The sequence below is a fragment of the Longicatena sp. genome (assembly GCF_982403165.1).
Genome location: NZ_CEVYEL010000063.1, coordinates 1 through 13,774 on the forward strand (window position 1 = coordinate 1; position 13,774 = coordinate 13,774).

The 13,774-nt window shown below is 36.3% G+C and carries 15 protein-coding genes and 1 other annotated feature; of the genes, 1 reads left to right on the top strand and 14 read right to left on the bottom strand.

The features are described 5' to 3' along the window. Positions 1-174 precede the first annotated feature (174 nt). From AC1VS3_RS11160 to AC1VS3_RS11205, 10 genes are all read right to left on the bottom strand, one after another. Positions 175-780 (bottom strand): thymidine kinase, encoded by a 606-nt coding sequence (locus AC1VS3_RS11160; RefSeq protein ID WP_008691231.1) that lies wholly within the window; start codon positions 778-780, stop codon positions 175-177. A gap of 216 nt (positions 781-996) precedes the next feature. After that, the gene (gene rpmE, locus AC1VS3_RS11165; RefSeq protein WP_008691228.1) at positions 997-1,200 is read right to left on the bottom strand and encodes a 50S ribosomal protein L31; all 204 of its coding nucleotides are present in this window, start codon (positions 1,198-1,200) and stop codon (positions 997-999) included. Between the two features lie 179 nt (positions 1,201-1,379). Next, the gene (locus AC1VS3_RS11170; protein WP_226897130.1) at positions 1,380-2,834 is read right to left on the bottom strand and encodes an ABC transporter permease; all 1,455 of its coding nucleotides are present in this window, start codon (positions 2,832-2,834) and stop codon (positions 1,380-1,382) included. Beyond that, positions 2,827-3,717, bottom strand: coding sequence for an ABC transporter ATP-binding protein (locus tag AC1VS3_RS11175; RefSeq protein WP_008691225.1), 891 nt, complete (start codon positions 3,715-3,717; stop codon positions 2,827-2,829). Before AC1VS3_RS11175 ends, AC1VS3_RS11170 begins: the two co-directional genes overlap by 8 nt. Next, on the bottom strand, positions 3,710-4,081 hold the full coding sequence (locus tag AC1VS3_RS11180) for a GntR family transcriptional regulator (protein ID WP_008691224.1): 372 nt from the start codon (positions 4,079-4,081) through the stop codon (positions 3,710-3,712). The genes AC1VS3_RS11175 and AC1VS3_RS11180 overlap by 8 nt, the downstream gene beginning before the upstream one ends. Before the next feature lie 319 nt (positions 4,082-4,400). After that, entirely contained in the window at positions 4,401-4,589 is a 189-nt protein-coding gene (locus tag AC1VS3_RS11185; RefSeq protein WP_008691222.1) for a hypothetical protein, read from the bottom strand. Between the two features lie 6 nt (positions 4,590-4,595). Further along, the gene (locus AC1VS3_RS11190; RefSeq protein WP_008977731.1) at positions 4,596-4,787 is read right to left on the bottom strand and encodes a hypothetical protein; all 192 of its coding nucleotides are present in this window, start codon (positions 4,785-4,787) and stop codon (positions 4,596-4,598) included. Beyond that, positions 4,788-6,758: a methionine--tRNA ligase gene (gene metG / locus AC1VS3_RS11195; protein WP_008691220.1), complete on the bottom strand. Its 1,971-nt coding sequence runs from the start codon at positions 6,756-6,758 to the stop codon at positions 4,788-4,790. A gap of 33 nt (positions 6,759-6,791) precedes the next feature. Next, positions 6,792-6,997, bottom strand: a binding site (T-box leader). A gap of 230 nt (positions 6,998-7,227) precedes the next feature. Then, on the bottom strand, positions 7,228-8,733 hold the full coding sequence (locus tag AC1VS3_RS11200; RefSeq protein WP_008691219.1) for an RDD family protein: 1,506 nt from the start codon (positions 8,731-8,733) through the stop codon (positions 7,228-7,230). Beyond that, positions 8,708-9,022 (bottom strand): hypothetical protein, encoded by a 315-nt coding sequence (locus AC1VS3_RS11205; RefSeq protein ID WP_008691218.1) that lies wholly within the window; start codon positions 9,020-9,022, stop codon positions 8,708-8,710. The genes AC1VS3_RS11200 and AC1VS3_RS11205 overlap by 26 nt, the downstream gene beginning before the upstream one ends. Before the next feature lie 135 nt (positions 9,023-9,157). On the opposite strand from AC1VS3_RS11205, the gene AC1VS3_RS11210 reads away from it, so the two are divergent. Next, entirely contained in the window at positions 9,158-9,859 is a 702-nt protein-coding gene (locus AC1VS3_RS11210) for a VanZ family protein (RefSeq protein WP_008691217.1), read from the top strand. A gap of 31 nt (positions 9,860-9,890) precedes the next feature. Here AC1VS3_RS11210 and fba read toward each other — a convergent pair whose 3' ends face one another. The 4 genes from fba to AC1VS3_RS11230 all read right to left on the bottom strand — a co-directional run bounded on the left by fba (position 9,891) and on the right by AC1VS3_RS11230 (position 13,258). Then, positions 9,891-10,760, bottom strand: a complete 870-nt coding sequence (gene fba / locus AC1VS3_RS11215) for a class II fructose-1,6-bisphosphate aldolase (RefSeq protein WP_008691216.1) — start codon at positions 10,758-10,760, stop codon at positions 9,891-9,893. A 124-nt stretch (positions 10,761-10,884) separates the two neighbouring features. Then, entirely contained in the window at positions 10,885-11,208 is a 324-nt protein-coding gene (rpoE, locus tag AC1VS3_RS11220; RefSeq protein ID WP_008691215.1) for a DNA-directed RNA polymerase subunit delta, read from the bottom strand. A 17-nt stretch (positions 11,209-11,225) separates the two neighbouring features. Beyond that, positions 11,226-12,869: an arginine--tRNA ligase gene (argS, locus tag AC1VS3_RS11225; RefSeq protein ID WP_008691214.1), complete on the bottom strand. Its 1,644-nt coding sequence runs from the start codon at positions 12,867-12,869 to the stop codon at positions 11,226-11,228. Beyond that, a complete protein-coding gene (locus tag AC1VS3_RS11230) occupies positions 12,866-13,258 on the bottom strand; it encodes a DUF1934 family protein (protein ID WP_017144535.1) in 393 nt (130 codons plus the stop codon). Before AC1VS3_RS11230 ends, argS begins: the two co-directional genes overlap by 4 nt. Positions 13,259-13,774: the final 516 nt, after the last annotated feature.

The window sequence follows — 13,774 nt, forward strand, 5'->3', positions numbered from 1 at the left end:
CGCCACACTCAATATGTGCCATTAGTTAGACCTCCTTCCTTTTTATATACGACACAAACAAGTGAAAAACGTAAATTTCTTATCATGAATTATCTAAAACAAAAAAAGTCAAATGACAAAGACATTTAAAAAGATGAACGTTATCAAATTAATAAATCAAACGCTCATCTTTTCTTATTTCTTCATTTCTACATGTATTTGAGGTCGTCCTTCTACCTCATGACAATGACGACATCTAGCCTCATATTGTTCACTGGCTCCCACAACGATAATAGGATCATCATAACTTGCAGGCTTACCATTTACCAAACGCTGTGTCCGTGTAGCAGGTGCTCCACACTTTGTACAAACAGCAGTCAGTTTCGTAACAAATTCCGCGTGCGTGAATAATTCCGGCATAACACTAAATGGAACACCGCGAAAATCCATATCTAATCCAGCCGCCATGACACGCTTGCCGCGATCAGCAAAATAGTCACAAATCTGCACAATTTCTTCATCGAAAAACTGTACTTCATCAATAGCAATTACATCATAACTGTCATCTATGTAATCAAAAATTTCTCTTGCCTTACTGATGTTAAAGCTTTTTACACTGCTTCCGGCATGTGATACAACGCATTCCTCACTATAACGATTATCAATCTTCGGTTTAAAAACAGCTATTTTTTTCTTAGCATATTCCAACACCTTGATTCTACGAATCAATTCTTCTGTTTTTCCTGCAAACATACAGCCACTGATGACTTCCAGCCACCCTTCACGATATTGTTGATACATATCTTTTCACCTCATTACAACAGTATCTATTATAACGAATTTATGTGGGAAATGGTAGAAATAAACATAAGAAATTATCATATTTCCCAAATACTTTTTCAATATGTAACATCTGCTTATTGATTGGAAACAATTGCCTCAATACCATTCAATTATGAAAGGCTAGGCTTCCCTATGAAAGAAAAAAAGAGGTTACCCTCTTTTTTATGTGTGTTCTTATTTAAGTCCGTATTTCTTGTTAAACTTCTCGATACGTCCCTGGGCAGCAGCAAATCTCTGACGACCAGTGAAGAATGGATGACAGTTTGAGCAAGTATCAACACGTAATTCTTTCGCTGTTGAACCTGTTTCAAATTCAGCTCCACAAGAAGTACATTTCACCATGATACGGTGGTATTCTGGGTGAATTCCTTTTTTCATAATTTTACTCTCCTTCCGCCTTAGACCTCAGGTGGGTCCAAAGTAAGTGCTATACCATTATAGCAACACTTTTTTCAAATCGCAAGTGTTTCTCGCGAAAAAGATGGTAAAATACATTAAATTTTTATAGCCATTCCCCTCTTCATAATCATCATAAGAAAGGCTTATGGCAGAATTCATTAATAATTTATCACATCATTTGAAACAGTATACGTATAGTCTACGGATGCGTTGATCTTACCTTGCTTAGCCTCTTCATGATATTCATCAAATTTAGGTAGGATGATTCCCTTTGTTACAGCATCTCCTATACTATAAGTTCGACTCATATATCGTCCGTTACGATACGTATATAGGAAGGTAATTTGTGTTGAGCCACCCTCATGCTTATCTGTGCAGACATCTAGCACATCATTGTGCAGCTCATAGATGCTTTTATTTAACGTTTCATTCTTTGTCTTACCTACTAAGGAAAGTCCATTTATAGTCGTTTTATTATGGTTAATTTCTTGGCTCATTACAACTTCTATATTTACCGAACTTACTTTTTCCAACTGTGGTAATTCTTGTACTACGCCAAAGCCATGTGTATATTGGAATGCCTGACCAAATGCTGCACTGCCAATAAGCAGACCGACAAAGACAGTAATCGTTTTTATATTTAAGACGATTTTCCTTTTTGAAAAGAAAACAAGGAATAAATACATAAAGAATATAATCGTTAACCCGACAAGCAGAGAAACACCTCTCGCTGTTTGGACAGCTAGAATCATACAGAAGGTTACGATAAGAATAATGAATGAATAGCCCAACCAGAATGTTGTACGCTGCTCACTATCTTCAGCTTTTCGATTGATAAAATAGTGATAGGCGAAATAAAGAGCAATCGCACAGAGGATGATCCAATAAAAGATGGATAACCAATCTGGTGAATAATCAAAAAGGTAAGCTACATTTCGCAATGCCGCATAAGGAAGACTTAGAAACGTTAAAATAGTATCTGTATTAAAGATATATTCTATATAGTTCCCATAGCCTAGTGTGATGACATTTACCTGTTCCTTTAAGAAGATGTTCATCGAAATGTATAAGATAAAAGGTAAAATCACATAAGTTCCACTAATAAATAAAGCATCCATCATCGTGTTACATCGAATACACAAAAAGCAAATGATAGCTTGTATACATAACATGAAGATAGCAAAGAAACCCATGACCTTGATGTTCATTAAGATTGTTGAGGATAACACATTCATGAATTGGCTGGCAATGATCGAAGTTGATAAAAAGTATACTGCAATCGGGATCAGGATAGCCAGATAGCCAAAGAGAAAGGTTGTAGAGAATAATTCCTTTTTACGAATCGGCAAGCCGAAATATAAATCACAGCTGCGTTTCCGATAAAGGAAGCGAAAGAAATAAATTGGCACAAACATCGAAATACTAATACCACAGAACCCACTCATTGCAGTGACAAATGTTTGTACTTCGCTGTAAGCAGTAAAATCATTTATCGTGAAAATGGTAGTAAAGAAACAGATACAAATAAATAAGATTGCCCAGATCAGAATAAGCAGGCGTCGATTACTTTTATATAAATATTTGAAATATTGTTGATTAAAGAGCTTATTCATACAGACCATACCCCTTTCTCTCCATTTCATAAATAAAGATTTCTTCTAAATTCACCGGCAGTATTTCCATCATCAATGGATTCATGGTTTTTAAATAATTCTGAATCTTATCAATATTGCCTTTTGCGACAAGATTCACGACTTTGGATTGAATATGAATGGATAACAGATCAAGCTGAGCAAAGTCTTCTTTCTCTTTTTCTTTTGGGAAAGCCAGTTGAATCTTATGGATATTATCCTTTGTTGTATCTAAATCACCACTGGTAGAAATGTTCCCATTTTCCAAAATACCAAAGCTATCACAAATATCCTCCATCTCTCGTAAATTGTGTGAGCTGATAATCACGGTCATTTCTTTTTCTTCAATCATTTCCATGATAGCTCGTTTAAAGGTAAGACGCATAATAGGATCTAACCCATCAAAGGCTTCATCTAAAAATAAATATTTAGGTGCAATCGCAAGCGCAATGGCAATAAAAGCTTGTCGCTTCATACCTTTGGAGAAATCTGCCATCGGTTTTTTCTCATCTAATTTAAAGATTGAAAGAAACTGATGATAAATACGTTCATTGAATTGCGGATACCATACTTTATAAAATTCTTTCATATCTGCTATGCTGGCATGGAAGAAATAATGTGGATCATCACTGATCATTAGGATATTTTGTTTTACTTCAGGGTTTTCATATACATTGTTTCCATCATACAAAACCCCACCGACATCCGGTTTCACGATTCCTGACAATATGCGCAGCAATGTAGATTTTCCGGCACCATTGGGCCCGATCAAACCAAATACACTACCATCCGGAATGTTCAGATTTACATCTGTTAACACGATATGAGAACCAAAATTTTTAGATAACGCTTTTATTTCAATCATGATATTCCTCCTCATAAACTTCATTGATTGTCTGATAAAGACCATCTTTCCCAATATGATATTTCTTCATTTCTTTTACCTTATCTTTAAATTCCTTCATTTTTTCTAAGCGAATCTGTGCGTCTGTATCATTATCTGAGATAAAGCAGCCTTTCCCTTTCACGGTATAAATATAGCCTTGTGTTTCCAATTCCTGATATGCCTTGGCAACCGTATTGGGATTTACACCTAATTGTGATGCAAGCGAACGTACAGAGGGTAACTTGTCATTAGGTGACAAGACCTGAATGGAGATAAATTCCAATATCTGTTTTTTTAATTGTTCAAATATTGGCGTTTTACTTTGTACATCTATGAGAAACATCATCTCACCTCCAACTGTATTACTGTATCTAGTACACTAATACAGTATACCATATTTTCATATCTGTCAAGGATCGATATGTATTTCTTTTATATTTCTCTTCAATCGCCTTTAAGCTATTATCATTTGTAAGCCTATTTCTTACTAACAACAGATGATGAAAAGTGATAACGGAACTTAGCTAATTCACAAATTATCAATTTTTTTTGACGGCGAAACTAAGATATTGAAATTATCGTAAGAAATAATTGTTCCTTCTACATCACAATAAGATTTTCCATAACAATTAAAAATAATAAAAAAAGAAGCACAAAGACGATCAATCTTCATGCTCCTTCATAAGTTTTTTCACCATGAGATATCTGGCAATTCCCATAGCCAATAAAATACTACCAATCAAAAGAAATGCGATGTTACTAGAGGACAGCCCTTTTAAGAGAAAGCCACCACCGGCTATCATCAAAACAACTGCAGCGCTATACAATGCGGTTTTTTGTTTCACATCCATATAGCCTTATTCATCTCCATGCTTCATAAAAGCAATTGCAAAGATAATCAGACGAATCACTGCGATAATCAATAAAACAGCCGCTATAACGGAAAAAACGATTTGATCCGTGTGTACTCCATGATAAATAAAATAGATGGAGATAAAAATCAATAAGATATCCGTTCCCATTGACAACATCACATACTTGCTATCCAATTAGCTCACCTTCGTTCCATTTGGCAAATCTTTTAAAATTGTCACAATATCTAAATCCTTATCATTGCTTGCGCAAAGAATCATACCCTGACTCTCTACTCCACGCAATTTCACCGGTTTCAGATTGCTGACGACAACGACTTTTTTACCAATGACATCTTTTGGTTCAAATGTTTTTGCGATACCACTGACGATCTGACGTGTTTCTGTTCCCAAATCGATTTGTTCAACAAGCAAACGATCCGCTTTCGGATGTTTTTCTGCCGCAATAATCGTACCTACCTTTAATTCAATCTTTGTGAAATCATCAATAGTGATTTCAGAAGGTTCAATTGCTTCTTTCTTTTCTGCTTTTTTGCTTGCTTTAGCAGCTTCCTTTGCTTCTTTTGCTTTATCCTTTTCTAAGGTTTCCATAAATTCTTTGACATCGATACGGGCAAACAGAATTTCTGGTTTCGCATCTACTGTATGTCCACATTCCAAATTACCGAATTCTTCCAGACTTTCAGCTGAACGCTCTGATGTACTTAATTCATCCAGAATTTTTTCAGCAGTTTCCGGCATAAAGCTGCTTAGTAAGACAGCGGCAATACGAATGCTTTCCAATAGGTTGTACAATACAGTTGCCAAGCGATCTTTCTTACTTTCATCTTTACCTAATACCCAAGGTGTTGTTTCATCAATATATTTATTGCAACGCTTTAATAAAGTAAAGATTTCTTCAATGGCATCACCGACATGCAATGTTTCCATTTTCTTAGCTACTCGTTTTGGTGTATCCAACGCTAAGTCCATTAGTTCCTTATCAATATCCTCGCGTTCTAATGGATTAGAAATCACACCATTAAAATATTTATTCTGCATAGAAATCGTACGGTTTACCAGATTTCCCAAGACATTTGCTAAATCAGAATTTATTCGTTCTACCATCAAATCCCAGGTAATAGTTCCATCCTGTGCAAATGGCATCTCATGCAATACGAAATAACGTACCGCATCCACACCAAAATAGTGGACCAATTCATCCGCATAAATGGCATTGCCTTTTGATTTTGACATCTTGCCATCGCCAACCAACAGCCAAGGATGACCGAACACCTGTTTTGGCAGTGGTTCCCCTAAGGCCATCAGCATGATTGGCCAATATATCGTATGGAAACGAAGAATATCCTTACCTATGATATGCACATCTGCCGGCCAATATTTCTTATAGTTTTCGCCATGATTACCATCAGCATCATAGCCCAGAGAAGTGATATAGTTACTCAATGCATCAATCCAAACATACACAACATGATCTGGATCAAAGTCTACCGGTATACCCCATTTAAAAGATGTACGGGAAACACATAGATCCTGTAATCCCGGTTTTAAGAAGTTATTGATCATTTCATTCTTACGAGATTCTGGCTGAATGAATTCCGGATGTTCCTCAATATGCTTGATTAGCTTAGGTGCATATTTTTGCAAATTGAAGAAGTAAGCTTCTTCTGTTGCCTTTTGTACAGGTCTGCCACAATCCGGACATTTTCCATCAATCAATTGACTCTCGGTCCAGAAAGATTCACATGGAGTACAATACATGCCTTCATATTTTCCTTTATAGATATCGCCTTGTTCATACAGTTTTTTGAAGATTTTCTGTACTTGACGTTCATGTCCTTCATCCGTTGTACGTACAAAATAATCATAAGAAGTATTCATCATATCAAAATTCTTACGTACGATATCGGCAACTTTATCTACGAATTCCTTTGGTGTTACACCGGCTTCTTTTGCCTTTTCTTCAATCTTTTGTCCATGTTCATCCGTTCCGGTTTGGAAGAACACATCATAGCCTTGCTGACGTTTATATCTGGCAATGGCATCGGTTAATACAATTTCATATGTATTCCCAATGTGTGGTCTGCCGGATGTATACGTAATTGCAGTTGTGATATAATATTTACCTTTTTTACATTCTTTACACATAACATACGCCTCCTTATAAAAGAAAAACTTCCGCCAAAGGACGAAAGTTCGTGGTACCACCTTTATTTATGTACTTGCTGTACACCTTAACATCGTTAACGCCGATGCTACGTTTTTTCCTGACTATTCAGAAAAACGGTTCCAGGGCCATCTTCTTTTTATTTCACCTGTGAATTTTCACCAGCCATTCACTCTCTGTAAGGCTTTCATAAAAATACTCTTCCTGTCTTTACCTTTCTATCAGTTATCATTATATAGAATATTCTGCCCATTGGCAAGGTTTTCAAAACGAAATCACGAAAAAAGATGAAGATATAAAAGCCTTACCTGTGTGCTTATGTAGATGGCACTGCTCCTTACAAGAATATTGAAAGCTTCCTTTTTTGATAATGAGATGTAAAGTCCTCGATTTTCCTTTCTATCGCCTCATCTAAACAAATCTTATGAAAAAGAAGAGATTACTCTCTTCTTACTCTTTCGCGTAAAGCAACATATCGATGAGTGGCTCTGCTTCTTTTGGACAATGACACTCTCCAATTGTTCTGCCCGTACCTTCTTTATAAAAATCACTTCCACAAGTAATCAGCAATTTTCGATCTTTCGCCAATTGCATTAACGTTGCCATTTCTTTGCGTTTATAATCTGGACGGAATACTTCCAAACCTTCTATCCCCATCTGTAATGCAAGTATCAGGAGATTTTCATCTTTTTCAAATAAAGGATATGGATTTGCCAGGATGGCAATACCATTACTTAAGGAAATTACATCTAAGACGTCCTGTAAAGATGGATGTTTTGCGTTTACATGACATGGTTTCCCTTGCGCAAAATAATCAGTTGCTAACTGGTGATAAGGATTTTTCATTTTCCCTAATAAATAGGGTTTTATTATCTCACAGTCTTGAAAACGCGGATGATTTAAAACATGACGTGCAATCATTTCACCGGATATCTGTTGAAAACGGTTATTTTCCAACAAATCATCTACATGGATTTGCTTTCCAAGATATTGTTCAAATAGACGCACACGCTGTATACTAGCACGTTTTTCCGCCAATAAAGCATCATTTTCAATCGTTCTATACAATTCATTTTGATAATCTACAAAATAACCAAGCACATGTACTGTATGCCCATGCAGATCGGCTAAAATTTCCACACCATTCACATAACGTATTCCATACAATTCACTCATTCGTAAAGCGATGGCATTTGATTTTGTTGTATTTAGATCTGTGATCGAAATGGTTTTAAGTCCTTGACGTTTTGCGCTCTGAAAAATTTCTTCGATATTATAGTCAGCACCAATACTGAAATTGGAATGAATATGCAAATCAACGCTATTTATAGAAACGGTTTTCTGAGCAGCTGCTTCACTAATCGATGGTTGTTTTACCGTTTCTTTTACTGACTCTGCTATAAAAGTAGAACCTACGATTTTAACCACACAGGTACGTGTCAGAAAATCAATTAAGGAGCGATGTTTTTTGTCCGCTAGTACCACGATGCCATTTAACAGCCAATATGCCATAACACCAAAAATACTAGTGAATAGCATCAACACTACAAATGGTATTGCAAAACCAATAAGATCTCGCATATACATCTGACGAATATTCGCTTTCTTTCCACTGATGCTGATAAGCTGAAAATCATATAAATACATTCCCAGACTCTGTCCACCTGTTTTACGACAAATGATAGTATTTAAAAAGAAAATGGACCCGATCATCATGACACCGACAATCACATTCACAACTTTCACACCAGAAAAGCTCATTAAGCTTCCTAAGACGGCAAGCATGACAATATTCCATAACATCATGGGAGATAAAGCTACACTCACATCTAACATAAAAGAAAGAAGTCTGTCACCGAAATCTTTCTTTTCAATATAACGATATTTCTGAACTGAGGTTCCTATTTTTTTCTTTACTTTCTGCATAGTTTCACCCAATTTCTTCACTTTTTTCATAACGCAGGATACCTGCTTTTACACATAGCCATTCCATGAGTGCAGCACTCACGAAAGAAACACCTAATATATAAATAAACTTAACATCAATCGTTTTCCCCTGTAAGAGCTGTAAACTGCTACTAACAGCAATTGCCACAGATACGAATGGTATGAGCATATATTTTTTAACACTCATCGTATTCAATTGATACTTCTGATGGCAAGATGGGCAGACGATATGCACATTCCCCTTTAGGATACTTAGTTTTATTGGGGCATGGCATTGTTCACAAGTATATAATTTCATTATCTTAAACCTCACATGCATATTATACTACAGATTCATGATTTGTATATGCTTTAAGAAAAGTTTAAGGTTTCTTATCTTGCAACATCGCATAAAATCTTATATGATAAAGTCCTATGAAAGGAGCGGACTCTTATGGTACAAAAGCATCAAAAAATAATAGATTTTCTACTGTTCGGCATCTTACCGGCCGGACTGATTCATACCTTATATCTGCTCTTGTTTAAAACACCTTTTTCCAACGATGCCATATTGATGATTACTGGCTCTATCATCGTGTTGGGAATCCTCCCATGGATATTTTACCACACTCATGAAAACGAGGATATTCTCCATGATGCACAACATCAGATATGGATGTTGCTGTTTCTAGTATATGTCTTCCAATTGGCTTATTTGTTATTTTTTTCAGCTGATTTTGCGCGCGATAAAGTAAATCTGTTGGATGGAAATTATGGAACGGCCTTGCAGATACAGTGGGAAAACGGAACCAATCTTATGCCCTTTAAAACCATTAAGCAGATGATGATTATTTTCGATATACCAGCCATTTCCAATCAAATCGCTATTATCAATTTATTTGGTAATTTCATTGCATTTATGCCTTTTTCCTTCTTTTTACCAAAGTTATTTCCATGTATGAAGAAAGCTAGATGTTATCTTCCCTGTATAGCATGTATCATAATCGCAGTTGAAGTAACACAGTTTTTCACCTTAACCGGTACGATGGATATTGATGATTTCATTCTGAATTTTGGCGGTGCCTTATTATGTTATCTTCCCTTATACAGTATCTACCATCTGCATAATCAACCATATAAAAACACATCACTTTAAAGGATGTGTTTTTCATTTTCTGATTTGTATATTATTCAGCTTTACCAGCAGAACCAAATTCTTCCATCATAGCAATAACTTTTGCTTTGATTGCATCAGCACCTGGTTTTAACAATTTACGAGGGTCATAACCTTTACCTTCTGTGTCTTTACCAGCTTCGATGTATTCACGAGTTGCAGCTGCGAAAACCAACTGTAATTCTGTGTTAACGTTAATCTTAGATACACCTAAAGAGATAGCTTTTGCGATCTGATCTGCAGGGATACCTGAACCACCGTGTAATACTAATGGCTTACCATTTGTAACATTCTGGATTTCGCCCAGACGTTCAAAGTTCAATCCAGCCCAATTTGCAGGATATTTACCATGGATATTACCGATACCAGCAGCCAAGAAATCAACGCCTAATTCAGCAATTGTCTTACATTCCTGAGGATCAGCTAATTCACCCATGGAAGTAACACCGTCTTCTTCACCACCGATGCCACCAACTTCACATTCAATAGATAAACCTTTTGAATGAGCCAGTTCGATCATTTCTTTTGATTTTTCTAAGTTTTCTTCAAATGCATAATGAGAACCATCAAACATTACTGAAGTGAAACCAGCTTCGATACATGCTTTCGCACCATCGTAAGAACCATGATCCAAGTGCAGAGCAACTGGAACTGTAATTCCCAAATTGTCGTGGATTTCTTTTACCATAGCGACTACGGTTTTAAATCCGCACATGTATTTAGCAGCACCTTCAGATACTCCTAACATAACTGGGGATTTTGCTTCCTCAGCTGCCAATAAGATTGCTTTCGTCCATTCCATGTTGTTGATGTTAAATGCACCAACAGCATAATGACCTTCATGTGCTTTGTTAAGCATTTCTGTTGCAGAAACTAATGCCATTTTAAATTCCTCCTTGTCAATTTTACACTCTTATTCTACTTCATTTTTATCTTTTTGAAAAGCTTTTCTGCCATATAATTTTGAAAATGCCTATAATATCAAAAGAAAGCATGGTACCCCATGCTTAGTATTCTTCATCCGCTGTTTTCTCAGCCACAGCTTCATGTTCAAATTCTTCATCACTTTCTTCGTCAATCAGAATTTCTTCTGTATCTACAACAACTTCATGATATGTGTGACGCTCACGCAGATCCCAGCGGTTTTCACCTACGCATACAAAACGATCGTCAAGAGACAAATCACTGTAGAACTGTGCGATATTATCCTCTTCTTGTTGTTTTGTAAAACCGGCAATCTGGCAGACTTCCTCCCATATTTTTAAAAATGTAACAGCCTTTTTCTTAGTTTTCATGAGATCGAAGGCTATATCAATCATTGCTTTTTTCATAGTAAACGCTTTTCCTCCTACATTTTTTCAATGGCATCAACACCAATCAGAAACAGTGCATTTTTTAATGTGATTCGTGTAGCTTTTAAAAGAGCCAGACGTTGTGCGGACAACGCTTCATGCTCAGGGTCAATAACTTTACATGCATTATAGAAACTATGGAAATGCTGGGCCAGTTTCTGTATATAGTTACATACTTTATGTGGCGCTCTTGTTTTAGCGGCATCACTTACGACATTTGTGAATTCATTGATATATTTCATCAATGAAATTTCTTTTTCATGCGTCAGCAAATCATAGTTTGTTGCTTCCTTAAAATCAGGTGCCTGACGTAAAATAGAGCATATTCTCGCATGTGCATACTGTGCATAGTATACTGGATTGTCATTGCTTTGTTTTCTTGCCAGACCAAGGTCAAAATCCAGATGCGTATCAACGGCACGTTGTACAAAGAAATAACGGACAGCATCAACGCCTACCTCATCACAGAGTTCACGTATGGTTACCGCATTCCCTAAACGTTTACTCATTTTCACTTCTTCACCGTTTTCTACAAGCCGAACCATCTGGATGATATCTACCTGCAATTTTTCAGGATCGTTTCCTAACGCCTGAATACTAGCCTTTAATCTTGGGATATAGCCATGATGATCAGCCCCCAGCAAATCAACAAGTAAGTCAAAACCACGGTCTAACTTATCCTTATGATATGCAATATCAGGTACCAGATATGTATAAGAACCGTCAGTTTTACGTAAAACACGATCTTTATCATCACCAAACTGTGTTGTTTTAAACCAAAGCGCACCTTCTTCTTCATAGGTCAGCCCTTTTTCATGCAACACTTCTAAGGCTTTTTCTACTTTTCCATCATCTCTGATCTTTTGTTCACTGCTCCAAACATCAAAATGAACGCGGAAATTATCCAGATCGCACTTAATCTTATCTAATTCAAACGCGATGCCTTTTTCTTTAAAGAACTTCAAATTTTCGTCATTTTCTTCTGCATACGTCTGACCATATGTTTGCGCAAGTTTAACGGCAATCTTTCTAACATCCTCGCCATGGTAACCATCTTCCGGTAATACAAATGGAAGACCTAAGTATTCACGGTAACGTGCCTGCAACGATTTTCCCAAGTTGACAATCTGATTACCGGCATCATTCACATAATACTCACGTGTCACATCATAACCACTTGCTTTCATTAAACGTGTAATACTGTCACCCCATGCAGCACCACGAGCATGACCAAGGTGTAAATCACCCGTTGGGTTCGCTGAAACATATTCTACATTTACGCGTTCATGATTTCCTGTTTCGTTATGTCCAAAGTTATCTCCTTGCGCCAATACGGTTTTAATAATCTGTGCAAGAGATGTATTTTTAATTTTGAAGTTTAAAAACCCCGGCCCGGCTATTTCGCAATGTTCAATAGCAGCTGCTTCCATATCCAGGTTTTGCTGCAACGCTTCCGCAATGACACGTGGATTGTTTTTCAATAATCTTGTCAGTTGCATGGCCAGGTTTGTAGAATAATCACCATGGCTTTTGTCTTTAGGGATTTCAATTACGATCTTTTCAATTTCCACTTCTGTATCAAACGCTTTTTTAGCAGCATCTGCTAACGCCTTCTTTAAGTTTGTTTCAATCTGATTCATGCCATAACCTCCTTCATCGTACATAAGAAACGAAAACTGTCGCTCACTTCCCCATTCACCATGACATCATATTCTACAGCGATAATATTATCCTTTTGAATATATTTATGCGTAAATAATGTAAGTTCTATGGTTCCATATTCCGAACGGATCGTTCCTCTTGTTTTTTCATTCTCCCGAAAGCATAATTCAGTTATCATTTCGCCACTGCGTTTTAGATAAAAACTATCTTGTTCTGCACGCACTTCCACCACGGTTGTTTGATCACTCTCTATATAATGAAAAGAAATGTTGTCTTGCTCTGGCAACAGTTCTAAATAGCCTTTAAATAAAATGTTTTTCTGCTTTGTACCCAGATGTGTCTGCTTTAACGTAACGTGTTTTTTCATGCTTTCACCACTTATCATGAGCATTATAGCAGAAATAGGCTAAGGTGCAAGCCTTTTTTATGGAAATTTAAACTTTTTTATGATTTTGTGCTTACCCTTACTTTTTTATTCAACATGATAATCTAATCATGGAATATTATTCTATAATTGGATGTTCTATTTTTATAATATGCAGTGTAGAAAGTTTTATTAAATCTTATTTTTTTAACCTTTTCCAAAACTTCGTTATCATATTTATCCAATTGAAACGAGGTATCTTCATCATTTGGATACAAGTTGAGTACTTTTTATTATGGCTTTTCCCTATCCTTATATTATATAGCGATTATTTTTGCACGCCCTTTTTTCATATTTCTCTTCCTTATAATATATAGGACCTTCTCTTGCAAAAGTCTTCCTTATATTATATAGAGCAATTTAGAGCAAAAACTCTTCCTTATAATATATAGGGGCATAAGAAAATCTCTTCCTTATAATATATATGTCTGTCATGCAGTTATATCGGTTGCTTTGATT